This window comes from Pseudomonas sp. FEMGT703P (genome assembly GCF_002786345.1).
GTDB classification, from domain to species: Bacteria; Pseudomonadota; Gammaproteobacteria; order Pseudomonadales; family Pseudomonadaceae; genus Aquipseudomonas; species Aquipseudomonas peli.
In genome coordinates this window covers 492704-517649 of the sequence record NZ_PGCM01000010.1, presented here as the reverse complement: position 1 = coordinate 517649, position 24946 = coordinate 492704, and the positions used below count along the sequence as shown (strand labels likewise).

The following is a 24946-nucleotide window of genomic DNA, read 5'->3' as shown; positions in this document are numbered from 1 at the left end:
TTAGCAATGACATCTTATCGGGGACGACGCTTCCACGTTAAGCGTCGGTGGCTTTTCATGTGTGCTGGCCTGCGACGATGTTTTGAACTCTTCTGGTAACCCGCGGCTATTCAACGCATGTCATTGGACGTTTTGAACTCAACTGCCCCATCCAAAATTGAAATAACTTGCAACCCTTGAGTGATTGAGAAACTCCACGCGCCTGTCTACATTTGCGCCCGCAACGCCGGGCCCCTCTGACAGCTAACCGCTGCCATGTCGGAGTTGCAGTTTGTACAACTTCGACACTTAGAGGAGGGGCTCATGACTGCCCTAGAACCGTTCTTCCTAGCCGAGTTCCTCGGCACTGCCACCTGGTTGTGGCTCGTCTTTATCAGCATCGTCATCAGCCTGTTGGTCTTCGACCTCGGGGTGCTGCACCGTGAGCATCGAGAAATCGGCGTTCGCGAAAGCCTATTGTTGTCCGCTGGCTATATCACGGCTGGCTTGCTGTTTGGCCTTTGGGTCTGGCAGGTCAAGGGCGGTGACGCCGGGATGGATTTCTACACCGGCTTTCTGATCGAGAAATCGTTGTCGATGGACAACGTATTCCTCATGGCGATGATCTTCAGCTTCCTGGCCATCCCGCGTAAGTATCAGCACGAGGTGCTGTTCTGGGGCATCCTCGGGGTGATCGTGCTGCGCGCGATCATGATTGGCTTGGGTGCGGCGCTGATCGCCGAGTTCAGCTGGATTCTCTACGTGTTCGGCATTTTCCTGCTGTTGACCGGGGTGAAGATGCTGTTCAGCAAGGTCGATGCCCACCCTGACCTCAGCGAAAACCCACTGGTGAAGTTCTTGCGTAAGCACATGCGGGTGACCGATCGTCTGCATGAAGGGCGGTTCTTCGTCCGTCAGGCGGATGCCAATGGTAAATCCGTACTTTGGGCGACGCCGTTGTTCCTGGCCCTGGTGCTGATCGAGTGTGCCGACTTGGTGTTCGCGGTAGACAGCGTGCCGGCGATCTTCGCCATTACCCAGGATCCTTTCATCGTCTACACCTCGAACATCTTTGCCATCCTTGGTTTGCGTGCTTTGTACTTCGCCTTGGCGGCGATGATTCACCGGTTCGCTTACCTCAAGTACGCACTGGCGTTAGTGCTGGTGTTTATCGGCGGCAAGATCTTCCTGGTTGGCATCATCGGCAAAATTCCGGCTGTTATTTCCTTGAGCGTGACTCTGGGCTTATTGCTGGGCGGTGTGCTGCTTTCACTGTGGAAAACCCGTGGTCAGCCCCCAGCTAGCCCGCAGGGCTGAATCCATATAGGTGGCCGCTGTCAGTCGGCGGCCACCGATCTAATTCAATTGCAGGGCATTTTACAGACCCTAGCTGATCGCTCTTGGCCGAAAAAAACCTCCCCCAATAAAAAAGCCCCATGGCAAGGAGCAACTGCCATGGGGCGGGAAGGGGTTGGCTAGGCCAACCTGGGGGAGAGTCGTTGAGCAAGTCAGGCGTTAGGCTGCCACCCGCCGCCGAGAGCCTTGTAGATGGCGACAATGCCGCGATACAGCTCAACTTCCGCTTGGGCCTGGGCGTCTTCGGCGCTCAGGCGTTCGCGTTCGGCGTCGAGCAATACCAGAAAATCCACTTCACCCTCGCGGTAGCGCACGCGGGCTTGTTCGGCAGCGGCGCGGCTGGCGTCGGATTGGCGTAGCAGGGCGAGCAGGCGTTGTTGACGTTTGCCGTAGTCGCTAAAGGCGTTAGCCGATTCCTCCAGAGCCAGTAGCACCTGTTGTTCATAGTTGGCCAGCGCGCCATCGGCTTCGGCTTCAGCACCGCGCAGGCGTGCACGCACGCTGCCCAGATCAAACGCCGCCCAGCTGATGGTCGGTGCCAGGCCCCAGGCTTGCGCCGCCGATGAACCCAGCTGCGAACCCCGCCCGGCGGTAAAGCCGAGGAAGCCGGACATACTCACCCGAGGAAACAGGTCCGCAGTAGCCACACCGATATTGGCAGTGGCAGTGGCCAGTTGCCGTTCGGCTGCGCGGATATCTGGGCGGCGGCGTAACAACTCGCCGGGGTCGCCCACCGGTAGCGCCTTGGCAATGGCGGGCAGATCCTGAGCCGAGAGGTCCACGCTTAATTGATCAGGACGCTGACCGAGCAGGGTGGCGATGCGGTGTTTAGCGCGCTGCTGTTCGGCCTGCAGTTGCGGCAGGCTGGCTTCGATGCCAGCCAGGCGCGCGTCGCTGCGCAGGACATCCAGCTGGCTACCGACGCCAGCTTCACGCAGCTGCTCGGTAATGGCGCGGGATTCCTGCTGATTCTTCAGGTTGGCGCGGGCGATGCGTTCGCGCAGTTGCGCGCCGCGCAGGCTGCCGTAGGCATCCACCAGTTCGGCGATCAGGCTGACCTGCAGTTGCTGGTAATCCGCTTCGGCCACGTCCAGCTCGGCATCGCTGGCTTCCAGTTGGCGCTGGATACGGCCAAACAGATCCAGTTCCCAGAGCATGTCCAGACCCAGGTCATAACGCTCGCCGCGCACGCGCTGCTCGGTGACCCCGGGTTGCTGGGCTTTGCCGAATTCACCACTGGCGCGGCTGGTGACGGTCGGCAACTGATCGTTGCCAATATCATCACGGATGGCCTGGGCCGCCCGCAGGCGGGCAAAGGCCACACGCAGCTGACGGTTTTCCTCGAGCGATTGTTGCACCAGTTGGTTGAGCACCGGGTCGTCGAACTGCTGCCACCAACTGACTTCGAAACGCGAACGATCGAAGCTGCTGCTTTGCGCGCTGCTCAGCTGGGCATCTGCGGTTTGCGGGGACTGGTAATCCGGGCCGACGGCGCAGGCTGTCAGCGCCAGGGTCAACAGGCTTATGGCCAGCGGTTTGGCGTTAAAGCTGTTCATGCCTGCACCTCCTGCAAACGCGCGGCCTTCTGTGCTTCGCGTTTCTCCACGAAACCGCGAATCAACACATAAAACACCGGGGTCAGCAGCAGGCCGAAGAAGGTCACGCCGAGCATGCCGCTGAACACCGCCACGCCCATGGCATGACGCATTTCTGCGCCGGCGCCGGAAGACAGCACCAACGGCACCACACCCATGATGAAGGCGAAGCTGGTCATCAGAATCGGCCGCAGACGCAGGCGACAGGCTTCCAGCACCGCGCTGACGCGGTCCATGCCTTCTTCCTGTTTCTCCTTGGCAAACTCGACGATCAGGATGGCGTTCTTACAGGCCAATCCCACCAGTACGATCAAGCCGATCTGGGTGAAGATGTTGTTGTCGCCTCCCGCCAGGATTACCCCGGTGATGGCCGACAGTAGCGTCATAGGCACGATCAGGATCACCGCCAGCGGCAGGCTCCAGCTTTCGTACTGGGCCGCCAGCACCAGAAAGGCCAGCAGCACGCAGAGCGGGAAGACGAAGATCGCGCTGTTACCGGCGAGGATCTGCTGGTAGGTCAGATCAGTCCATTCGAAGCTCATGCCGTTGGGCAGTTCTTCCTTGAGCAGTTTGGCCATCGCCGCTTCGGCCTGGCCGGAGCTGTAACCGGGGGCTGCCGCGCCGTTGATTTCGGCGGTGAGGAAGCCGTTGTAATGCATCACCCGATCCGGCCCGGAACTGGCGCTGACTTTAAGGAACGCTGACAGCGGCACCATTTCGCCCCGGTTGTTGCGTACCTTGAGCTGGCCAATCTGCTCCGGCTCCAGGCGGAACTGCTGCTCGGCCTGCACGTTGACCTGGTAGGTCCGGCCAAAACGGTTGAAGTCGTTGGCGTACAGCGAGCCCAGGTAGATCTGCATGGTGTCGAAGATGTCGCTGATCGCCACACCGTGGGTCTTGGCCTTTTCGCGGTCAATGGCGGCATCGATCTGCGGCACATTCACCTGATAGCTGGTGAACACCGACATCGGGTCCAGTTCCGGCAGGGCGCGGGCCTTGGCGATGACGTTCTGGGTTTGCACATACAGCTCGTCATAACCCAGGTTGCCGCGATCCTGCACCTGCAGGCGGAAGCCACCGATGGTGCCCAGGCCCTGTACCGGCGGTGGCGGGAAGATGGCGATATAGGCGTCCTGAATCTCGCTGAACTGCGCGTTCAGCTCGGCCGCAATCGCCGTGGCGCTCATCGACGGATCACTGCGCTCATCGAACGGTTTCAGCGGGGTGAAGACGATGCCGCTGTTCGGGCTGTTGGTGAAGCCGTTGATCGACAGGCCGGGGAAGGCCACGGTGTTTTCCACACCGGGATGCTTGCCGGCGATTTCCGACATTTTCTTGATCACGTCTTCGGTACGGTCCAGGGTCGCGGCATCCGGCAGTTGGGCGAAGGCCACCAGGTACTGTTTGTCCTGCGCCGGGACGAAACCGCTTGGGGTGCTGGCAAAGCCCAGGTAGGTCAGGCCCATCAAGCCGGCGTAGACGAACAGAGCAATACCGCTGCCGCGCAAGACGCGCTTCACCGTGCCGACATAGCCATGGCTGGCGCGGTCAAACAGGCGGTTGAATGGGTTGAACAGCCAGCCGCCAAACAGTTTGTCGAGAACCTTGGAGAAGCGGTCCTTCGGCGCGTCGTGGCTTTTCAGCAGCACGGCCGCCAGGGCAGGGGACAGGGTCAGCGAGTTGAAGGCCGAGATCACCGTGGAGATGGCGATGGTCAGCGCGAACTGCTGGTAGAACTGTCCGGTAAGCCCGGAAATAAACGCCGTGGGAATAAACACCGCGCACAGCACCAAGGCCGTGGCCACGATCGGGCCGGTCACTTCTTTCATGGCCTGCTTGGTGGCCTCTACCGGGGTTTTGCCCAGGCCGATATTCCGTTCAACGTTTTCCACCACCACGATGGCGTCGTCCACCACGATACCGATGGCCAGCACCAGACCAAACAACGACAACGCGTTGAGCGAGAAGCCGAACATGTGCATTACGGCGAAGGTGCCGATCAACGACACCGGCACGGCGGCCAGCGGGATGATCGAAGCGCGCCAGGTTTGCAGGAATAGGATCACTACCAGCACCACCAGGATGATGGCCTCGAGCAGGGTATGCACCACCGCTTCAATGGAGCCACGCACGAAGATGGTCGGGTCATAGACGATTTCGTAGTCCACGCCCTGCGGGAAACTCTGCTTCAGCTGGGCCATGCGAGCGCGCACCGCATCGGAAATCTCGATGGCGTTGGAGCCGGGACGCTGGAACACCGGGATGGCAACCGCCGGCTTGTTGTTGAGCAAGGAGCGCAGGGCGTACTGACTGGAGCCCAGTTCAATGCGTGCGATGTCTTTCAAACGGGTGATTTCACCGTTTTCACCGGCGCGAATGATGATGTTCTCGAACTCTTCCTCGCTGACCAGACGGCCTTGGGTGTTGATCGACAGCTGGAAGCTGTTGCCTGCGTCAGAAGGTGGCGCACCGAGCGAGCCGGCAGCGACCTGGCGGTTCTGCTCGCGAATGGCATTGACCACGTCGCTGGCGGCCAGACCCCGTGAAGCGACCTTGTTCGGATCGAGCCACACGCGCAGCGAATAGTTACCCAGGCCAAACAGCTGTACATCACCCACGCCATCCAAACGCGCCAGCTCGTCCTTGACGTTGAGCGCGGCGTAGTTGGACAGATACAGCATGTCGTAGCGGTCGTCTGGCGAGGTCAGGTGCACGACCATGGTCAGGTCGGGCGAGGCCTTGTCGACCGTCACACCGAGACGCTGCACTTCGGTGGGCAGGGTCGGCATGGTCCGCGTCACGCGGTTCTGCACTTGCACCTGGGCTTTGTCCAGATCGGTGCCGAGGGCGAAGGTCAGGGTTAGGGTCATCTTGCCGTCGGCCGTGCCCTGGGACGACATATAGAGCATGCCTTCTACCCCAGTGATCGCCTGTTCCAGCGGTGAGGCAACGGTTTCACCGATCACCTTGGGGTTGGCACCGGGGAAGGTGGCGCGCACCACCACGGTGGGCGGCACGACTTCCGGGTATTCGCTGATCGGCAACTGGAACAGCGAGATGGCCCCGCCAATCAGGATCAACAGTGATAGCACAGCGGCGAAGATCGGCCGCTGAATAAAGAATTGCGAGAAGTTCATCAGAAAGTCCTCGGACGCCGGTGCGCCAGGCCCTAACGGCCACGCGCGCCCTACGAATCAGGTTGTCGGGTAGGGGACGCAGTGCGCCCCAGGCGTCATGTCAGCCGCGAGGCTTGCCGCTGTTGGTGTCCTGCTTGGCGACCCGTGGCGCAGCGCGCTCATCGACTGACTGACGCAAGCGCAGCAGTTGGGCGAGGGTGGCCTCGTCGGCCATCGGCACGCTCTGCGGATCAACCGTGGAACCGGGGAAGGCACGTTGCAGGCCGTTGACCACGATCTTCTCGCCCTTGCTCAGGCCGCTACGCACGATGCGCAGGCCTTCCAGCTTCGGCCCCAGCTCAATGGCGCGGTATTGCACGGCATTGTCCTTGTCGAGCACCAGGACGAACTTCTTGCCCAGGTCGGTGCCGACCGCTTCATCCTTGATCAGCGCGGCAGCGTACTGACCGCTGCCAACCAGCTTCAGGCGTGCGTACAGGCCTGGCGTAAAGCGGCCATCACGGTTATCGAACACCGCGCGACCACGGATGGTGCCGGTCTGCGGGTTAACCTGGTTGTCGAGGAAATCCAGCTCACCCAGGTGTGGGTGGCCGTCTTCGCTGGACAGGCCTAGGTAGACCGGGCTGGCATCGCGGGTTTGGCCGCCAGCCTGGCGCGCCAGCTCAACGTATTTGAGGAACACGCGCTCATCGGCATCAAAATAGGCGTACACCTTGTCAGTGCTGACCAGGGTGGTCAGCAGGCTTTGCCCGGCATTGACCAAGTTGCCTTCAGTGATTTCCGCCCGGCTGACGCGGCCGTCAATCGGCGCAGTAACCCGGGTAAAACTGAGATTTAGGCGAGCGTTATCCAGTTCCGCCTGGATACCGGCCACAGCCGCTTTCGCTTCGGCGGCGGCGCTAGCGCGGGCATCAGCCAGTTCGGCAGAGATGGCGTTACTTTGGCGCAGGCGTTCGCCGCGATTGGCTTCACTTTGCGTGCGCGCCTGGCTAGCACGGGCCTGTTGCAGCTGAGCTTCGAAGCGTTTGACTTCGGCCTGGAACGGCCGTGGATCGATCTGGAACAACAGATCGCCTTTCTTCACCAGGCTGCCTTCGGCAAAGGCAACGCGATCAACAAAACCGGATACCCGTGGGCGGATCTCGACCGACTCAGGTGCTTCCAGGCGCCCAGTGAATTCATCCCATTCGTTAATCGGTTGTTCGATGACTTCTGCCACGCTGACTTTTGCAGCAGGCATCTGCTGTGCAGTTTCCGGCGCTTTTCCGCATGCACTCAAAACCAGCACTGCGGCAAGGGCCAAGGGGAAATGCCAGCGATTGTTATTGGACTGTTCCATGTGTGTATCCGCCCGAGGGTGTTGTGATGGGGCGGAGTCTGCTGCGCGCTCTGGCGTGGAACGAATCGAATGCCGCGAAGGTGACTATCATCGTGAATGATGATGAAGGGGCTTCTATCGATTTCATCTATGTGAACACAGCGATGGTCGGCGCTGTGCTTGAAGGGTAGGGCTTACTCCAGACTGTCCGGATCACCGCAGAACATCTGGATGCGCGAGCGCAGCCAGCGCTCCGCCGGGTCGTTGTCCTGGGCGCCACGCCAGGCCATATGCAGTTCGAAGGTTTGCGTCGGCAGTGGCAGTTCTTCAGCGCGTACCCCACCTGCAGAGGTCAGGGCAGCTGCGGTGTAATCTGGCACGGTGGCCAGAATATCGGTGCCGGCGAGCAGGGTACCCAGGCCGTTGAACTGGGGCAGGGCGAGTACTACGCGACGCTTGCGCCCTAGTTTTTCCAGTTCGGTATCGATAAAACCACCCAGATCGCCGGCAAAGGACACCAGCGCGTGCGGCCTGGCGCAGAAATCATCCAGGCTCAGTGCACCAGGCGCGGTATCGGCACGTAACAGTTTCGGTTTACTACGGCGCAGTACCTTGCGCTTGGCATTGGCCGGCAATTCTTCGGTGTAGGCAACGCCCACGGAAATTTCACCGGAGGCCAGCAAGGCCGGCATCAGCAGATAGTTGGTGCGGCGAATCACCAGCACCACGCCGGGGGCTTCAGCGCGCAGGCGCTTGATCAACGGCGGTAATAGGCCGAACTCAACGTCATCCGACAACCCGATGCGAAACACCGCGGTACTGGTGGCTGGGTGGAAATCAGCCGCACGGCTGACCGCCGTGGAAATCGAATCCAGCGCCGGCGAGAGCAGGGCGGCAATCTCCATGGCGCGAGCGGTGGGCTCCATGCTGCGCCCCGTGCGCACGAACAGCGGGTCATCGAACAGGCTGCGCAGACGGGCGAGGGCAGCACTGATGGCCGGCTGGCCGAGAAACAGTTTTTCCGCCGCACGGGTGACGCTGCGTTCATGCATCAGCGTTTCAAAGACGATCAGCAGATTGAGATCGACGCGGCGAAGATCGTTACGGTTCATCCGGTGTCCATTCTGGAGTGGCTGCGGTTTTGCGCGCGAATCAGGCTAATGCCGAATGCTATTGCCAGGCAATATGCACGGCGAAATGATGTGTGCGTGACTCATCATCATCGACAAGCATGGTGAATATCAGCCCTGAGCGGTGGAATTGCTGGCAAAGCCCGGATAAAGTCCGTGGCCATAAGAGGTCGCCAGAGCTGTATCGCGCAGAAATGCTTAACAGCTGCCACGACCTGAATGGGTCAACCGAAGAGGTTTGCGATGTCCCGCATAGTGCGTTTCAACGAATTTGGTGAGGCCGATGTCCTCAAGATCGAAGAGCGTCAAGCACCGGCGCCCGCCGCAGGTGAAGTGCTGGTCGGTGTTGAAGCCATAGGTGTCAGCTGGTACGACGTGCTCTGGCGGCAGAATCTGGCCAATACCCCAACGCAATTGCCAGCAGGCCTGGGCCACGAACTGGCCGGCGTGGTGCTGGCCGTCGGCGATGGCGTGACTGATTTGGCTGTCGGTGATCGAGTCGCGAGCTTCCCGGGGCACAGCGCCAACCGTTATCCCAGTTACGCCGAGCACGTGGTATTGCCACGCAGCTCCTTAGCGCGTTACCCGGACAATCTGACCGCTCAGCAAGCTGCCGTACACTATCTACCATCGATGGTCGGCTGGTTCGGTTTCATTGAACTGGCGCGTTTGCAGCCCAGCGAAACCGTGCTGGTAACGGCCGCAAGCCGCTGCTGGGGCCCGTACATCGTGCAGATGGGCAAAGCTCTAGGCGCCACAGTCATTGCGGCAACAGCCTTTGCCGAGGACAGCGACTTTCTCAAGCAGCTGGGCGCAGATCACATCATCCTCACCGAGGAGCAGGATCTGGTCAGCCGCGTCAGCAAACTGACCGATGGCCGCGGCGTCAACGTGGTGATGGATGCACTGGGCGGCCCGCAGATGTGCCTGCTGGGCGACGCCATCGCGCCGCGCGGTCGACTGATTCTGTTCGATCTGCAGGGCGGCAATGAAACGCCATTCCCAGCTTGTGCGGCGTTCCAGAAGAACATTCAATTCTTCGTGCATTGCATCGGTAACTTCACCGGCAAGGAAGAGCTGAATATCCCGCAGGATGCAGTTGCCGTGGCCAAGGCCGTGCAAGGCATCAATCAGTTGACGGCAGACGGTTTGCTCAAGCCGTTGATCGACAAGGTTTACAGCTTCGATGACGTAGTCGAAGCGCATCGTTATATGGAAACCTGTCCAAGCCGTGGCCGTGTGTTGCTGGATATCGACGCGCGTTAAACATAACTTGCATTGTAAGAAGCCCGGATTAGGGCGAGAGCGGTGAATCCTAAGTGGTCTAGGTTCATCGCTCGGCGCACGAAGGTTCGTATAATGTATATTATGTTAAATAGCATACAGAGTGATACGCTACGAGTCCCTCAGGCGGCTGCCTGATCTGCTTGTTACTACGTCCGCCCGCTCATCAGGAATGATGAACTTTGCGCGACCTTTCTGCTTCGAATCCAAACGACTCTGTTTAATCAGGAGTCGATTTGTTTGTGGCATCCCCACATCCGCACACTTACATAACGTAGATAAGCGCCAATGAGCTTCAGTGCGTGGATGCTGGTGATGGGCACCCTGTTATTGATTCTCGGACTGGCCTCAACCTTTGTGCGGCTTTTGCCGGTTACAACGTCAACGCTTTATCTGGCATTCGGCCTAGCGATAGGCCCGCTCGGCTTAGGCATCTGGCAGCAGGATTTATTGGATATTTCCACCTGGTTGGAACACTTGGCGGAAATCGCTGTGCTGATTTCGTTGTTTATTGGCGGGCTAAAACTGCGTCTGCCGTTTCGCGCCCCTGAATGGCAAGCCGCTTGGTTGCTCGCAGGTCCGGTGCTCCTCGGCACCATTCTCAGCGTGACGTTAATTGCCCACTATCTATTCGGTCTGAGCTGGGGGCTATCACTGTTAATAGCGGCGATTCTCTCGCCTACCGATCCAGTGCTGGCCAGCCTGGTGCAGGTCAGTCACGCTGGGGACGAGGATCGCGTGCGTTATGCCATCTCGGGTGAAGCTGGACTGAACGACGGCATTGCCTTTCCTTTTGTAATCGCCGCGTTATTGGTTCTTCAGTTTAGTGCCCAGGCGCCCTTAAGCCCTCTGCGTGAGGCGTTCGACTGGTTTTTGATCTATGTCGTGTGGGCCGTTCCCTTGAGCTTGTTACTGGGCTATACGCTGGGACGTAACGTTGGCCGGCTGGTCATTCACCTACGTGCCCGCCAGACCGACACAACCATATCAGCCAATGATTTCCTCGCACTGGCCTTGATCGCCCTTTCCTATGTGGGTGCAGAAAGCATCGGAGGTTGGGGCTTTCTCGCGACTTTTGCCGCTGGGTTGGGCCTACGGCATGCCGAAGTGACTGCTAGCCAAGGGCATGAGCAGCCCGCAGAAAAGCGGACGAGCAATTCAATGACTCGTGAAGAAGGCCAGACGCACGGAGATATCGAGTTTGGCGAAGACAAGGATGAGCATCCCAAGGTGGCCGCTGGAGCCCTGATGATGGACATCTTGTCATTTGGCAGCTTGCTGGAGCGTATCCTGGAAGTGCTGATGGTGACCCTTCTCGGCGCCCTGCTCTATCAGCACTGGGACTGGCGCGCACTGCCACTGGGATTGGCACTATTTTGCGTGGCGCGTCCGGGCATGGTGTTACTGCTGATTGGTGGTCGGTTTATGCCACCGTCGCATCGACTGCTGATTGGATGGTTCGGCATTCGCGGCATTGGCAGTCTGTATTACCTGAGCTATGCGATCAATAAGGATCTGCCCGCGACAGTGGCGCAAACAGCCAGTGATCTGGTGCTGAGTGTGGTGGCCATGAGCATCGTATTGCACGGGCTAACCAGCCAGCCGTTGCTGGATTATTACGAACGCCTCAAGGCCCGAGCATGAGTGACGCTGTCTGAGCTGGGCAACTAATCGCGATCCAACAAGTGGAAGCTGGGCAACGCGACATGCCAGCGAATGGCAGCCAGACGAATCAGCAGCACCGTGAGCATGGCCACACCGGTATCCAGCCAATGTGGCGTATCGAGGGCGCGCATGCCGATAAACACCACTGCGCCGGCTATGCAGGCGGTGGCGTAGATTTCCTTCTGAAAGATCAGCGGGATCTCATTGCAGATCACATCGCGCATCACTCCGCCGGCGACACCGGTCATCACGCCCATGATTACAGCAGTGCTATGCGGCACGTTGTGCTGCATAGCGACCTCTGTGCCGATCACGGTAAACACTGCCAGCCCAAAAGCATCCGCCAGTAAGAGGCCTTTCTCGTGAATCGGCTGCGTCATGCGTACCCAGACGACCGTAGCCACGGCTGCCAGGGATGCGACAACGATATACAGGTCATTGCGAATCCAGCTGACTGGATGGTTGTCCAGAATCACATCACGCAGCGTACCGCCGCCCAGTGCTGTGACGATGGCGATCACCAGCACGCCGAACAGGTCCATGGACTTGCGCCCCGCCATCAGCGCGCCGGTAATGGCGAATACCGCCACGCCGAACAGATCAGCCAGATAGAACAGTTGAGCCATGCTGACCTCAGGACGACACGGGGGTACGCATGGTGACGAACTCTTCGGCAGCTGTAGGATGCACGCCAATGGTTTCATCAAACAATTGCTTGGTGGCTCCGGCCTTGAGTGCAACCGCCAGGCCCTGAACAATTTCGCCGGCGTCCGGCCCGACCATATGGCAGCCGAGCACACGGTCTGTGGCAGCGTCCACCACCAGTTTCATCAAGGTGCGTTCCTGGCTTTCGGTCATGGTCAGTTTCATCGGTCGGAAGCGGCTTTCGAAAACCTGGACGCTGTAGCCCTCCTCCTTTGCCTGCTCTTCGCTCAGCCCAACCGTGCCGATATTGGGCAGGCTGAATACCGCCGTTGGGATCATCCGGTAGTCGACCTTGCGGTATTCCTCTGGTTTGAACAGGCGCCTGGCAACCGCCATGCCTTCGGCTAACGCGACCGGTGTCAGCTGCACACGACCGATTACATCGCCGATGGCGAGAATCGAGGGTGTGCTGGTCTGGTATTGCTCGTCCACTTCGATAAAGCCGCGCTTATCCAGCTTCACATGAGTATTTTCCAGGCCCAGATTATCCAGCATCGGCCGACGGCCGGTGGCGTAAAAGATACAGTCGGCTTCCAGCACGCGACCGTCCTTGAGCGTGGCTAATAGACTGCCGTCGGCTTGTTTGTCGATACGGGCGATATCGCTGTTGAACTGCAGATCGACGCCGCGCTTGTTCAACTCATCCTGCAGGTGCAGACGCACGGCCTTGTCGAAACCACGTAGGAACAGATCGCCGCGATAGAGCAACGAGGTTTTTGTGCCAAGGCCGTTGAAGATCGAGGCAAACTCCACGGCGATATAACCACCGCCCACTACCAACACGCGCTTGGGCATTTGCTCAAGAAAGAAAGCTTCATTCGAGCCGATGGCATGTTCATGCCCCGGAACTTCCGGAATTTGCGGCCAGCCGCCGGTGGCAATCAGGATATGTTTGGCGCTGTAGCGTTTACCGCCCAGCTCGACAGTATGGTCATCGACAATCCGCGCGTGGCCTTCCAGCAAGGTCACGCCGCTGTTCATCAGCAGGTTGCGGTAGATGCCATTGAGTCGTTCGATTTCACGGTTCTTGTTGCTGATCAGGGTCGACCAGTCGAAGCGAGCCTCGCCCAGCGCCCAACCAAACCCCTGAGCCTGTTCAAAGTCATCGGCGAAATGCGCACCATAGACCAGTAGCTTTTTCGGTACACAGCCGACGTTGACGCAGGTGCCTCCCAGGTAACGGCTTTCAGCAACCGCCACGCGTGCGCCATAGCCGGCGGCAAATCGCGCAGCCCGCACACCGCCAGAACCGGCACCAATCACAAACATGTCAAAGTCGTAGGTCATTTCAGCCTCCAAAGCAGGCCACCAGCATACCCCAAGGCGCGCCAGGGCCTAAACTTGATGCATGCAGAACAGGAGAGCATTTATGCGCCCTACCCTTACTCATCTGGCCTTGCACGTGCCTGATCTCGATGCCTGTGTGAGCTTTTACGAGCAGTTCTGCGCGATGCAGGTGATTCACCAGCGCGCGGGCAAAGGCTCACGAATTGTCTGGATGGCCGAACAGGGTAAGGAACACCGCTTTATTTTTGTGATCATGCCGGGCGGACAGGATCGCCAATTGGCTGTGGATGACTACAGCCACTTTGGCTTTGCCCTGGAAAGTCGAGAACAGGTCGATAGCATCGCAGCGCGAGCGCGAGTAGCAGGCTGTCTGGTCTGGGAGCCGCGTGACGAACCCTTTCCCGTGGGCTACTACTGCGGGCTGCGTGACCCCGCAGGCAACTATGTGGAGTTCAGCTACGGGCAGCCGCTAGGGCCTGGTGCTGAGCAGATACCCTTGCCCTGAATGCACACAGCCACCCGAAGGTGGCTGTGTATTATCGCGCCAGGCGCCTAATTAATAGGCCTTGCCGGTTTTGTAGAGGTTTTCGAAGCAGAAGTTGGTGGCGTCGATATAGCCTTCAGCACCACCGCAATCAAAGCGTTTGCCTTTGAACTTGTAAGCCATCACGCAACCATTCTGCGCCTGCTTCATCAGCGCGTCGGTGATCTGAATTTCCCCGCCCTTACCTGGCTCGGTCTGTTCAATCAGATCGAAGATATCCGGGGTAAGAATGTAGCGACCGATGATCGCCAGATTCGACGGTGCATCTTCCGGCTTTGGTTTCTCGACCATGCTGTTAACCCGGTAGATATCGTCGCGAATCATCTCGCCGGAGATCACGCCATATTTGTGGGTTTCTTCTGGTGGTACTTCCTGGATAGCCACGATCGAGCAGCGGAATTGGTTATACAGCTTGACCATCTGGGTCAGTACCGCGTCACCATCCAGGTTCAGGCACAAGTCATCAGCGAGAATCACTGCAAAAGGCTCGTCACCGATCAATGGACGGCCGCAGAGAATGGCATGGCCGAGGCCTTTCATTTCAACTTGGCGGGTATAGGAAAAGGTGCATTCGTCGATCAAACGACGGATACCAACCAGATATTTCTCTTTATCCGTGTCGCGAATCTGGTGCTCAAGCTCGTAGCTGATGTCGAAGTGATCTTCCAGCGCGCGCTTACCGCGGCCAGTGATCATGGCTATTTCCGTCAACCCGGCTTCCAACGCCTCTTCAACGCCGTACTGGATGAGCGGCTTGTTCACGATCGGCAGCATTTCCTTGGGCATGGCCTTGGTGGCTGGCAGAAAGCGGGTGCCGTAACCGGCTGCTGGGAACAAGCATTTCTTGATCATGGGAAACCTTGGGTAGATGGGGTGAAAATTGCGTGCGCAGTTTATCAGGCTGCGCTGGCCTTACAATGCCCCTGCGCGGGCCGGCCAATGCCTCGGTAAAGGAACCCCTGCTCAGCCAACTGCAGGGCATCGTAGATATTGCGCCCATCAAACAGCACGGGCATGCGCATCAAACCACGAATGCGGGCGAAATCGGGCTGGCGAAACTGCTTCCACTCGGTGACGAGTACCAGCGCATCAGCACCTTCAACAACGCTATACGGCGAGGTGCTCAAACGCAGTTGACCGCTACCAATCGCCTGGCCGTAGCGCTCTGCCAGAGCCGTTGTAGCGACCGGATCACAGGCCTGAACGCTGACGCCAGCTGCCAGTAAGGCGTCCAGCAGAACCAGACTGGGGGCTTCACGCAGATCATCAGTACCTGGTTTAAAAGCCAGCCCCCAAAGTGCCACCACCCGCCCTTGCCAATAACCAGAAAAATGCTCACGCAGGGCCTGGAACAGCAACGTCTTCTGTAGCGCGTTACGAGCTTCGACTGCGCGCAGGATGCCAGGTTCAATGCCTTCCTGCTCTGCGCAGCGAATCAGCGCCCGCACATCCTTGGGAAAGCACGAGCCGCCATAGCCGCAACCGGCATAGATAAAGTGAGTACCAATGCGTTTGTCGCTGCCGATGCCACGGCGCACATCCTCGATGTCGACATCCAGGCGCGAGCAGAGGCTGGCCATTTCGTTGATAAAGGAAATTTTGGTGGCCAAAAAGGCGTTGGCGGCATATTTGCTGAACTCTGCCGCCCGCAGCCCCATGCAGAGTAAACGCTCGTGATTGCGCAGAAACGGCGCATACAGACGGCGTAACAGCGCATGGCCCTGCGGTTCATCACAGCCGACAATCACTCGATCCGGCCGCATAAAGTCGTCAATCGCCGAGCCTTCCTTGAGAAATTCCGGGTTACTTGCCAGCGTCACCGCAAAACGTTTGCCGCGTTTGCTCAATCGATTGTTGATGCGCTGGGCAACACGCTCTGCCGTGCCCACCGGCACCGTTGATTTATTCACCACCACGCAGTTTTGCTCAAGCAGATCGCCCAGCTCATCGGCCACGGCCAGTACATGGGACAAGTCTGCGGAGCCGTCCTCCCCGCTCGGCGTGCCTACCGCGATAAAGATGATCTCAGCCTGCGTGATGCCTTCATTGAGGTGCTGACTAAAACTCAGCTGACCGCTACTCAGGTGGGTCTGCAGCATGGCCTCCAGCCCAGGCTCGTAAATCGGCGACTGGCCATGGGCAAGCCGCGCCACACGTTGCGCATCGCGCTCAACGCAGATCACCCGATTGCCCATTTCGGCAAAACAGGCTGCCGATACCAGCCCCACGTATCCTGCGCCAATCACACAAATCCGCATCGCCCGCACTCCTCACTGAGTTACCGCGATTGCAGCTAAAGCAGATGGCAGACGTATGACATAAGTACAACAGTCGGGTGACAGCACTTGATAAGCCGTGCGCACAAATTTCAGGCACAAAAAAACCGGCCACGAAGGCCGGTTTAGTGGATTTCAAGTTCATGCAAGAACATCTGAAATCATGTACATGGTGCCCGAAGCCGGAATCGAACCGGCACGAGGTTACCCTCGAGGGATTTTAAGTCCCTTGCGTCTACCGATTTCGCCATTCGGGCGGTAGCGCTACGTTGTAAGGCTTGGACTATATACAGCCCTTCGATGCCTCGCAAGGTTTCAAACTAAAATGAAAAAGCCTCGTAAATCAGTGATCTACGAGGCTTTTCTAATTGGAGGCTGAGGTCGGAATCGAACCGGCGTTCACGGATTTGCAATCCGGTGCATAACCACTCTGCTACTCAGCCTTGAAACTAAACGGACCGTGTAAAACGGCCCGTTGAAAATGGAGCGGGAAACGAGACTCGAACTCGCGACCCCGACCTTGGCAAGGTCGTGCTCTACCAACTGAGCTATTCCCGCTTGTCGTGCTGACGGCCGCCATTCTATAGCTTCAGGACGGCCAGTCAACCCCTTGATTCAAAAAAGCTTATTTCTTTTCCGAGGTGATTCGCAGGTGTGGCCATGCAGCCAACAGGTACTGCGCCATCGACCACAGGGTGAGTACGGCAGCAATGATCAACAGGACGTAACCCAGTACAACCCAGGCAGTAAACGTTGGCGGATTGGCCAGCAAAATCACCAAAGCGACCATCTGAGCGGCTGTTTTCCATTTGGCCAGCTTTGAAACCGCGACATGCGCCCTGGCGCCCAATTCGGCCATCCACTCACGCAGTGCAGACACAACAATTTCACGGCCGATGATGATTGATGCTGACAGGGTCAACCAGAGGTTGGCGTGTTCGGCCACCAGTAATACCAGGGCCACCGCCACCATGAGTTTGTCAGCAACGGGATCAAGAAATGCACCGAAAGGTGTGCTCTGCTCCCAGCGACGGGCCAAATAACCATCCAGCCAGTCGGTTGCAGCCGCGATTGAAAACACTGCACTCGCCGCCCAGTAGCTCCAACTGAAGGGAAGGTAAAACAGCAGAATAAACACCGGTATCAGTAATACGCGGAGCACAGTAAGCAGGTTGGGGATATTCATCGACACAACTTGGCGGTAAAGAGAGTCGGCATTCTACTCACTGTGCAGGGCCGCATAAATCAACTCAGCGAGTTTTTTGCTGATTCCAGGTGCTTTGGCAATTTCTTCGATGCTGGCACGTGATAACTCTTGCAGCCCACCAAAATGATTAAGCAGCTCACGCCGGCGCTTAGGCCCTACGCCCGCGACGTCCTCCAGTGTTGAGGTGCGACGGGTTTTACCGCGACGGGCACGATGTCCGGTGATAGCAAACCGGTGCGATTCATCGCGGATTTGCTGTATCAGATGCAACGCTGGTGAATTCCCCGGCAAGGTGAACTCATGTGCGGCGTCATTCAGGTAGAGGGTTTCCAAACCCGGTTTGCGCGTGGTGCCTTTGGCGACGCCGAGCAGAATCAGGTCTGGCACTGACAGCTCTTCGAGTACTTCACGGGCCATCGCCAGCTGGCCTTTACCACCATCAACTAGGAGGATATCGGGCAGCTTGCCTTCGCCATCCTTGATCTTGCTGAAGCGCCGGGTGAGCGCTTGATGCATGGCGGCATAATCGTCACCCGGCGTCACGCCCTCAATGTTGTAGCGGCGGTAATCGGATTTCAGCGGCCCCTCGGGGCCGAATACCACACAGGAGGCCACGGTCGCCTCGCCGCTGGAATGACTGATATCAAAGCACTCCAGGCGTTGCGGCACTTCATCCATATCCAGCGCTTCGGCCAGTGCGTCAAAGCGCGCGGCAACGTGCTGTCGATTGGCAAGGCGCGCCGCCAGCGCCTGCTCCGCATTGGTCACAGCCAACTGCTGCCAGCGCGCGCGGGTACCGCGAACGCGGTAGCTGATGCTCAGTTCGCGGCCGCGCAGCTCATCAATGGCGGCGATCAATGTGGGGAAGTCTTCGTGCTGCGCATTGACGATAAGCTCGCTCGGCAGATCGCGTTCCTGACTGCTCAAGTAGTACTGCGCGAGGAAGGCCAGCAGTACGCCACTGCCCTCCTCCTCAATCGCCACCTGCGGGAAAAAGTTTTTACTGCCGAGCACTCGGCCACCGCGCACGCTGATCAAATGCACGCATGCGCCACCGGGATTGACCATCGCCGCGACCACGTCCACATCACCGGTTCCGCCTTCCATGCTCTGCTGGTCTTGAACCCGGCGCAGCAGCGATATCTGGTCGCGCAATCCGGCAGCCCGCTCAAAGTCGAGGGCCATGGCGGCAGCCTGCATGCCGCTGGACAGCTCATCGGTCAGGGCATTGCTGCGCCCCTCAAGAAACATCACCGAATGGCGTACGTCATCAGCATATTCAGCGGGCTCTACCAGGCCGACACAGGGGCCTTTGCAGCGTTTGATCTGGTACTGCAGGCAGGGCCTTGTGCGATTCTTGTAGAAACTGTCCTCGCACTGGCGCACCAGAAAAGTTTTTTGCAGCAGATTAAGGCTTTCGCGAATGGCACCTGCGCTGGGATACGGGCCGAAGTACCTGCCTTTCTGCTTTTTCGCGCCGCGGTGAATGCTCAGGCGCGGGAAGTCGCCGTCGGAAAGCAGCACATAGGGGTAGGACTTATCATCGCGCAGCAGAATATTGTAAGGCGGGCGCCATTCTTTGATCAGCGTCTGCTCAAGCAGCAGGGCTTCGGTTTCGTTGGCGGTGATGGTGGTTTCGATCTGAGCGATTCGGCCGACCAACGCGGCGGTCTTTGGCGCTAAGCCGCTCTGGCGGAAGTAGCTAGCCAGGCGCTTTTTCAGGTTTTTGGCTTTGCCGACATACAGCAGTTTGGTGTCCACATCGAACATGCGGTACACGCCAGGACGACCGCTGCAGGTGGAGAGGAAAGCGCTGGAGTCGAAAGCGGCAGGACTGTTATCAGGTGTTGGCATCAATCATGCCGTGGCGTACGGCCAGCAGGGCCAGTTCGACATCACTGGTAATCGAGAGCTTTTCAAAGATGCGATAGCGGTAGGTATTCACGGTTTTCGGCGACAGGCAAAGCTTATCGGAAATGGCCTGAACCTTTTGGCAACCTGCAATCATCAGAGCGATTTGAATTTCACGCTCGGACAGTAAGTCGAACGGTGAGTGACTGCTCTGTGGCTGAAATGACTTGAGTGCCAGCTGCTGGGCAATCTGCGGACTGATATAGCGTTGCCCGCTGAATACCATGCGAATCGCCTGAACCATTTCTTCCAGCGCAGCGCCTTTAGTGAGATAGCCAGCGGCACCAGCTTGCAGTAGGCGCGTGGGGAAAGGGTCTTCCTCACATACGGTTACGGCAACAACTTTAAGATCAGGATGGCTGCGAATCAGCTTACGGGTGGCTTCAAGACCACCGATACCCGGCATTTTGATGTCCATCAGAACAACGTCAGGTTTCAGCTCGCGGGCTTTTTTCAGTGACTCTTCGCCTGATTCGGCTTGGCCGACCACCTGTAAACCGTCGATATCGGCCAGCATACGAGTAATGCCGGTACGTACCAGGTCGTGGTCATCAACAACGAGAACTCTGATCAAGCGTCACCCCGGTCGACATCAACTGCGTTGAGCAGTTGCTGGGTTGAAAGTCTGGTGCCTGTAAGCCACCAGCTTGGCGCATAACCGTCAAAAGGCAAGCGCCAATAAGTGAGCGCTAAATGACGGCCAGAGAAAATATGGCGGAAGCGGTGAGATTCGAACTCACGGAAGAGTTTCCCCTTCGACGGTTTTCAAGACCGTTGCATTCAACCGCTCTGCCACGCTTCCGGCGTTTGCGGGCGGCAATCTTACCCGAACGCAACACGCTGTCAAACTCTGCGTGTTGGCTCTTTATTCGCCTCTGCTATGATCGGGCCTGACCTTGGTCACGGAACCATCAGCCATTTCAGGAGTGTCGCCATGAACGAACACAATTATGCACTTGACCATACGCAGGTTGAGCAGCAAGAAGTCAGCCGCGTCCTGCGCAACACGTATGGCCTGCTAGCCATCACCCTGGCCTTCAGCGGCTTGGTGGCGTACATCGCGCAGCGCGCCAATGTGCCTTACCCGAATATCTTTGTGGTGCTGATCGGCTTCTATGGCCTGTTCTTCCTCACCGCCAAACTGCGTAATTCGGCTTGGGGCCTGGTTTCGACCCTCGCCCTGACCGGCTTTATGGGCTACACCCTCGGCCCAATCCTCAATCGCTACATGGGTATGGCCAATGGTGCTGAAGTTGTCAGCTCGGCCTTCGCCATGACGGCCCTGGTGTTCTGCGGCTTGTCTGCTTACGTACTGACCACCCGCAAGGACATGAGCTTCCTCAGTGGCTTCATCACTGCGGGTTTCTTTGTCCTGCTGGGCGCGATGGTTGCTGGCTTCTTCTTCGAGATTAGCGGCCTGCAGCTGGCGATCAGCGCAGGTTTCGTGCTGTTCTCCTCGGCCTGCATCCTGTTCCAGACCAGCGCGATCATCCATGGCGGCGAGCGCAACTACATCATGGCGACCATCAGCCTGTATGTATCGATCTACAACCTGTTCGTCAGCCTGCTGCAGATTTTCGGCATCATGGGCAGCGACGACTGATTTAAGTTGCTGTGAAAAGCCCGCTTCGGCGGGCTTTTTTATGCTTGCCATCCATGGCTCGCCCCCTCCGGGCCGTCGCTAGCGACGTTAAAAATGACTCCCTGTCATTTTTTATGCCTGCCGCGCGCATCTTGGCGGCCCAAGCTTTATCATTCCGCCAAATTGGCTCGCCAGGTTTGCTATGAAGTTCGCCATCGCACTGTTCTCCCCTCCCCATGCGCCCTCCTCGCGCCGTGCGCTGCGTTTTGCGCAGGCTGCATTGGCGGGCGAGCATGAGATCGTGCGGCTGTTCTTTTATCAGGACGGCGTACACAGCGCCTCGAGCAATGTGGTTTGCGCGCAGGATGAGGTGGACCTACCCCGCGAATGGCGAGAATTTGTGCAAGCGCAGCAGCTGGATGGCGTGGTGTGTATCGCCGCCGCCTTACGCCGTGGCGTGTTGAATGACGATGAAGCCCAGCGCTACTCGCGCACGGCTGCCAACCTGGATGCGACCTGGGAGCTTTCTGGCCTGGGCCAGTTGCACGAAGCAGCGCAGCTGGCGGATCGTCTAGTGTGCTTTGGAGGGCCTTGAGATGAGTAAGTCGCTGTTGGTCATCAGCCGCCAAGCGCCTTGGTCCGGCCCCGGCGCGCGCGAAGCACTGGATATCGCGCTGGCCGGCGGCGCCTTCGATTTGCCGATTGGCCTGCTGTTTCTCGATGACGGTGTATTCCAGCTGAGCAGCGCGCAGCAACCGGCCACCCTGCAGCAGAAAGACCTCAGCGCCAACCTGCAGGCCTTGCCGATGTTCGGTGTCGAGGCGCTGTATGTCTCGCAGCGCAGCCTGGCCGAACGTGGCCTGCAGGATCAACCCAGCAGCCTCGCTGTCGAGCGCCTCGATGATTCCTCAATAAGCGCCTTGATTGACCGTTACGACCAGGTGATTACGCTCTGATGGCTACCTTGCACGTACTTTCGCACTCGCCCTTTACCGATAGCCGCCTGAGCAGTTGCCTGCGCATTCTCGGCAGCCAGGATGCCCTGCTGCTCTGCGGTGATGCCGTATACGCCTTGCAGGACGGCAGCGCGCAGCGTCAGGCGCTTGAATTGATGCCTGAAAGCATTGCGCTGTATGCGTTGGATGAAGACGTGCAGGCTCGCGGCCTTGTGTTCCCAGCCCGCCTCACACTGGTCGATTACCCTGGCTTCGTTGCGCTGAGCTGCCAATACGACAAGGTAAACACCTGGCTATGACCACGCTGAATGTTGAGGGTCGCAGCCTGGCGCTGGACAAAGACGGCTATCTGCTCGACCTGGCGGATTGGTCCGAAGCTACCGCGCAAGCCCTGGCGCAACGTGAAGGCATCAGCCTGAGTGCCGAACACTGGGAAATCCTTTGGCTGGTGCGCAGCTTTTACGACGAATTTCAGTTGTCCCCGGCCAACCGTCCGCTGATCAAATTTATAGCCGTGAAAATCGGCGCCGAGAAAGGCAATAGCCTGAACCTCAATCGCCTGTTCAATGGCGCTCCTGCCAAACTCGCCGCCAAGCTGGCGGGCCTGCCCAAACCGACCAATTGCCTATGAACCTTGTTACTCCGCCGGAACATCCTTTCGCTCAATTTGTACGCATTCTAGGTAAGGGCAAGCGCGGCGCACGTAACCTGACTCGCGAGGAAGCCCGAGACGCCATGGGCATGCTGCTTGAGGGGAAGGTTGAAGACACCCAGTTGGGTGCCTTTTTGATGCTATTGCGGCACAAGGAAGAAAGCGCCGAGGAAATGGCCGGCTTTGCCGAAGCCGTGCGCGCGCGCCTGCAGGCGCCAGCGATTCAGGTGGATCTGGATTGGCCTAGCTACGCTGGGAAGAAGCGCCACCTGCCTTGGTTCCTGCTAGCCGCCAAAGCACTGGCCAATAGCGGTATTCGCATCCTGCTGCATGGTGGCGGCCCACACACTGCCGGGCGGATGTACAGCGAACAGCTGCTCGAAACCCTGCACATCCCGCTGTGCCGCAACTGGGATAGCGTCGAGCAGGCATTGGCACACCAGCACCTGGCGTTTATCCCGCTGGGCGACTGGATGCCGCAACTGCAACGCATGATCGACCTGCGCAATATCCTCGGCCTGCGCTCACCGATTCATTCCCTGGCGCGCATTCTCAACCCGCTGGGCGCGCGTTGCGGCCTGCAGAGCATCTTTCATCCGGGTTATCAGGCGGTGCACCGCGAAGCCAGCCAGTTGCTCGGCGATAGCGCTGTGGTGATCAAGGGCGAAGGCGGCGAAATCGAGATCAACCCGGACGCCACCAGCCACCTGTATGGCACGGCTAATGGCGACAACTGGGATGAGGAATGGCCGGCGCTGTCGGCGCTGCGCCATGTCAAACCCGAATCATTGCAGCCCGCTCACCTGGCCGCGTTCTGGCGTGGTGAAGTGGCCGATGATTACGGCCAGCTTGCCGTAATCAGCACCATGGTTCTGGCCTTGCGCGCCCTCGGCGAACCGCGTGAACAAGCCCTGGAACGCGCCGCCCAGATGTGGGCGGCGCGCAATCAGACGCTCGCCTGAGACCCTTCGAACCAGGCCAGTTTCTCCCGCAGCTGCACCACTTCGCCGACTATGACCAACGTCGGCGCATGCACCTCATGCTCCGCCACCAGCTCCGCCAGATTGGCCAGGGTGCCAGTAAACACTCGCTGGTTCTGCGTTGTGCCCTGCTGGATCAATGCTGCCGGGGTTGTTGCGGCGCGACCATGGGCAATCAGCTGCTGACAAATAATCGGCAAACCCACCAGCCCCATATAAAACACCAGAGTCTGGCTGCTGGCGGTGAGTTCATTCCAGGGTAAATCACTGCTGCCATCTTTCAGGTGACCGGTAACAAAACGCACCGACTGCGCATGGTCTCGGTGGGTCAGCGGAATCCCAGCATAAGCGGCGCAGCCAGAGGCTGCGGTAATGCCAGGGACAACCTGAAAGGGGATGCCGTGGGCGGCCAGCTCTTCAATTTCCTCTCCGCCGCGGCCAAAGATGAACGGATCTCCGCCTTTAAGGCGTAGCACCCGCTTGCCTTCTTTGGCCAGATTGACCAACCGCTGGTTGATCTGCTCCTGCGGTACAGCATGCTCGGCACGCCGTTTGCCGACATAAATGCGCTCGGCATCACGGCGGCACAGTTCGATAATCGCAGGTGCCACTAAACGGTCGTAAAGCACTACATCGGCTTGCTGCATCAGGCGCAAGGCGCGGAAGGTCAGCAAATCAGGATCACCCGGCCCTGCGCCAACCAGATACACCTCGCCCAAGGTGCGCGGGGCAATGCCGGCAATTTTCTCTTCCAGCAGACGCTGACCTTCCTGCAGCTTACCGGCGAATACGCTTTCGGCCACCTGGCCCTGGAACACATCCTCCCAGAACACCCGGCGCTGCTGCACATCGGGGAACAGCCCTTTGACCTGGGCACGAAAACGTTTGGCCAGACCGGCCAACTGACCATAGGTTGCGGGAATCCAGGTCTCGATCTTGGCGCGAATCAGTCGCGCCAATACAGGAGCATCGCCGCCACTGGTAATCGCCACAATCAACGGCGAGCGATCAACAATGGCGGGGAAAATCACGCTGCACAGCTTCGGCGCATCCACCACATTGACCGGAATGCCCAGGGCCTGCGCCTCAGCTGATATTTGCGCATTCAGCGGTTCGTCATCGGTGGCCGCAATAATCAGCGCCACACCGTGAAGATCCGCCGACTGGTAATCACGCAGCAGCACCTCGCCTTGCCGAGCGCTGGCCATCTCACGCAGCTCATCGCGAATCTCCGGCGCAACCACACGCAAGGTGGCACCTGCATCACTGAGCAAGCGCGCCTTGCGCACGGCAACTTCGCCGCCACCGACCACCAGTACCAGGCGATCCTGCAGTTTGTGGAACAGGGGCAGAAAATCCATGACGCACGCTCTCGATCGGAT

Annotated in this window: 22 protein-coding genes and 4 tRNA genes; 10 read left to right on the top strand and 16 right to left on the bottom strand. The window is 58.6% G+C overall.

The window, feature by feature from the left end; genetic code table 11:
* The first annotated feature begins 303 nt into the window (after positions 1 to 303).
* The gene (locus CUR33_RS15965) at positions 304 to 1296 is read left to right on the top strand and encodes a TerC family protein (protein WP_289240278.1); all 993 of its coding nucleotides are present in this window, start codon (positions 304 to 306) and stop codon (positions 1294 to 1296) included.
* 191 nt (positions 1297 to 1487) lie between these two features.
* Here the strand turns inward: CUR33_RS15965 and CUR33_RS15960 are convergent, their stop codons facing one another.
* From CUR33_RS15960 to CUR33_RS15945, 4 genes are all read right to left on the bottom strand, one after another.
* On the bottom strand, positions 1488 to 2891 hold the full coding sequence (locus CUR33_RS15960; RefSeq protein ID WP_289240277.1) for an efflux transporter outer membrane subunit: 1404 nt from the start codon (positions 2889 to 2891) through the stop codon (positions 1488 to 1490).
* Positions 2888 to 6067 carry an efflux RND transporter permease subunit gene (locus CUR33_RS15955; RefSeq protein WP_289240276.1) on the bottom strand — a complete coding sequence of 1060 codons (3180 nt, stop codon included), beginning with the start codon at positions 6065 to 6067 and terminating at the stop codon, positions 2888 to 2890. The genes CUR33_RS15960 and CUR33_RS15955 overlap by 4 nt, the downstream gene beginning before the upstream one ends.
* 100 nt (positions 6068 to 6167) lie before the next feature.
* Positions 6168 to 7406: a multidrug efflux RND transporter periplasmic adaptor subunit MexE gene (gene mexE / locus CUR33_RS15950; RefSeq protein WP_289240275.1), complete on the bottom strand. Its 1239-nt coding sequence runs from the start codon at positions 7404 to 7406 to the stop codon at positions 6168 to 6170.
* Between the two features lie 173 nt (positions 7407 to 7579).
* Positions 7580 to 8497, bottom strand: a complete 918-nt coding sequence (locus CUR33_RS15945; RefSeq protein WP_090253805.1) for a LysR family transcriptional regulator — start codon at positions 8495 to 8497, stop codon at positions 7580 to 7582.
* A gap of 261 nt (positions 8498 to 8758) precedes the next feature.
* Between CUR33_RS15945 and CUR33_RS15940 the strand changes: the two genes are divergently transcribed.
* Both CUR33_RS15940 and CUR33_RS15935 read left to right on the top strand, forming a co-directional pair.
* Positions 8759 to 9781, top strand: a complete 1023-nt coding sequence (locus CUR33_RS15940) for a zinc-dependent alcohol dehydrogenase family protein (RefSeq protein ID WP_289240274.1) — start codon at positions 8759 to 8761, stop codon at positions 9779 to 9781.
* Between the two features lie 306 nt (positions 9782 to 10087).
* Complete coding sequence (locus tag CUR33_RS15935) at positions 10088 to 11443, top strand: cation:proton antiporter (protein WP_289240273.1); 1356 nt, start codon at positions 10088 to 10090, stop codon at positions 11441 to 11443.
* A gap of 23 nt (positions 11444 to 11466) precedes the next feature.
* On the opposite strand, the gene CUR33_RS15930 is transcribed toward CUR33_RS15935, so the two are convergent.
* Positions 11467 to 12090 carry a trimeric intracellular cation channel family protein gene (locus CUR33_RS15930; RefSeq protein WP_090253798.1) on the bottom strand — a complete coding sequence of 208 codons (624 nt, stop codon included), beginning with the start codon at positions 12088 to 12090 and terminating at the stop codon, positions 11467 to 11469.
* A gap of 7 nt (positions 12091 to 12097) precedes the next feature.
* A complete protein-coding gene (gene gorA / locus CUR33_RS15925) occupies positions 12098 to 13456 on the bottom strand; it encodes a glutathione-disulfide reductase (RefSeq protein WP_289240272.1) in 1359 nt (452 codons plus the stop codon).
* 82 nt (positions 13457 to 13538) lie between these two features.
* Here gorA and CUR33_RS15920 point away from each other — a divergent pair, with 82 nt between their 5' ends.
* Positions 13539 to 13961, top strand: coding sequence for a VOC family protein (locus CUR33_RS15920; protein WP_160086923.1), 423 nt, complete (start codon positions 13539 to 13541; stop codon positions 13959 to 13961).
* A 51-nt stretch (positions 13962 to 14012) separates the two neighbouring features.
* On the opposite strand, the gene galU is transcribed toward CUR33_RS15920, so the two are convergent.
* From galU to CUR33_RS15875, 9 genes are all read right to left on the bottom strand, one after another.
* Positions 14013 to 14852, bottom strand: coding sequence for a UTP--glucose-1-phosphate uridylyltransferase GalU (galU, locus tag CUR33_RS15915; protein WP_160086925.1), 840 nt, complete (start codon positions 14850 to 14852; stop codon positions 14013 to 14015).
* A gap of 44 nt (positions 14853 to 14896) precedes the next feature.
* Positions 14897 to 16258, bottom strand: a complete 1362-nt coding sequence (locus tag CUR33_RS15910) for a UDP-glucose dehydrogenase family protein (RefSeq protein ID WP_289240271.1) — start codon at positions 16256 to 16258, stop codon at positions 14897 to 14899.
* Between the two features lie 188 nt (positions 16259 to 16446).
* Positions 16447 to 16533, bottom strand: a tRNA-Leu gene (locus CUR33_RS15905).
* 112 nt (positions 16534 to 16645) lie between these two features.
* A tRNA-Cys gene (locus CUR33_RS15900) sits at positions 16646 to 16719 on the bottom strand.
* A 39-nt stretch (positions 16720 to 16758) separates the two neighbouring features.
* Positions 16759 to 16834: transfer RNA gene (locus CUR33_RS15895), tRNA-Gly, on the bottom strand.
* Positions 16835 to 16901: 67 nt separating this feature from the next.
* On the bottom strand, positions 16902 to 17462 hold the full coding sequence (gene pgsA, locus CUR33_RS15890) for a CDP-diacylglycerol--glycerol-3-phosphate 3-phosphatidyltransferase (protein ID WP_170049971.1): 561 nt from the start codon (positions 17460 to 17462) through the stop codon (positions 16902 to 16904).
* A 33-nt stretch (positions 17463 to 17495) separates the two neighbouring features.
* Positions 17496 to 19337, bottom strand: coding sequence for an excinuclease ABC subunit UvrC (gene uvrC, locus CUR33_RS15885; protein WP_289240270.1), 1842 nt, complete (start codon positions 19335 to 19337; stop codon positions 17496 to 17498).
* Positions 19324 to 19968, bottom strand: coding sequence for a response regulator transcription factor GacA (gene gacA / locus CUR33_RS15880; protein ID WP_090253783.1), 645 nt, complete (start codon positions 19966 to 19968; stop codon positions 19324 to 19326). The genes uvrC and gacA overlap by 14 nt, the downstream gene beginning before the upstream one ends.
* Before the next feature lie 138 nt (positions 19969 to 20106).
* Positions 20107 to 20196 (bottom strand) — tRNA-Ser (locus CUR33_RS15875).
* Positions 20197 to 20328: 132 nt separating this feature from the next.
* On the opposite strand from CUR33_RS15875, the gene CUR33_RS15870 reads away from it, so the two are divergent.
* The 6 genes from CUR33_RS15870 to CUR33_RS15845 all read left to right on the top strand — a co-directional run bounded on the left by CUR33_RS15870 (position 20329) and on the right by CUR33_RS15845 (position 23546).
* On the top strand, positions 20329 to 20997 hold the full coding sequence (locus CUR33_RS15870) for a Bax inhibitor-1/YccA family protein (protein ID WP_090253709.1): 669 nt from the start codon (positions 20329 to 20331) through the stop codon (positions 20995 to 20997).
* Positions 20998 to 21178: 181 nt separating this feature from the next.
* The gene (gene tusD, locus CUR33_RS15865; protein ID WP_289240269.1) at positions 21179 to 21571 is read left to right on the top strand and encodes a sulfurtransferase complex subunit TusD; all 393 of its coding nucleotides are present in this window, start codon (positions 21179 to 21181) and stop codon (positions 21569 to 21571) included.
* Between the two features lies 1 nt (position 21572).
* Positions 21573 to 21932, top strand: a complete 360-nt coding sequence (tusC, locus tag CUR33_RS15860) for a sulfurtransferase complex subunit TusC (RefSeq protein ID WP_090253705.1) — start codon at positions 21573 to 21575, stop codon at positions 21930 to 21932.
* Complete coding sequence (gene tusB, locus CUR33_RS15855) at positions 21932 to 22231, top strand: sulfurtransferase complex subunit TusB (protein WP_090253703.1); 300 nt, start codon at positions 21932 to 21934, stop codon at positions 22229 to 22231. The genes tusC and tusB overlap by 1 nt, the downstream gene beginning before the upstream one ends.
* Positions 22228 to 22563 (top strand): TusE/DsrC/DsvC family sulfur relay protein, encoded by a 336-nt coding sequence (locus CUR33_RS15850; RefSeq protein WP_090253701.1) that lies wholly within the window; start codon positions 22228 to 22230, stop codon positions 22561 to 22563. The genes tusB and CUR33_RS15850 overlap by 4 nt, the downstream gene beginning before the upstream one ends.
* Complete coding sequence (locus tag CUR33_RS15845) at positions 22560 to 23546, top strand: glycosyl transferase family protein (protein WP_289240268.1); 987 nt, start codon at positions 22560 to 22562, stop codon at positions 23544 to 23546. Before CUR33_RS15850 ends, CUR33_RS15845 begins: the two co-directional genes overlap by 4 nt.
* On the opposite strand, the gene cysG is transcribed toward CUR33_RS15845, so the two are convergent.
* Positions 23531 to 24925: a siroheme synthase CysG gene (cysG, locus tag CUR33_RS15840; RefSeq protein WP_170049963.1), complete on the bottom strand. Its 1395-nt coding sequence runs from the start codon at positions 24923 to 24925 to the stop codon at positions 23531 to 23533. The two genes, CUR33_RS15845 and cysG, sit on opposite strands and share 16 nt — an antisense overlap.
* Positions 24926 to 24946 lie beyond the last annotated feature (21 nt).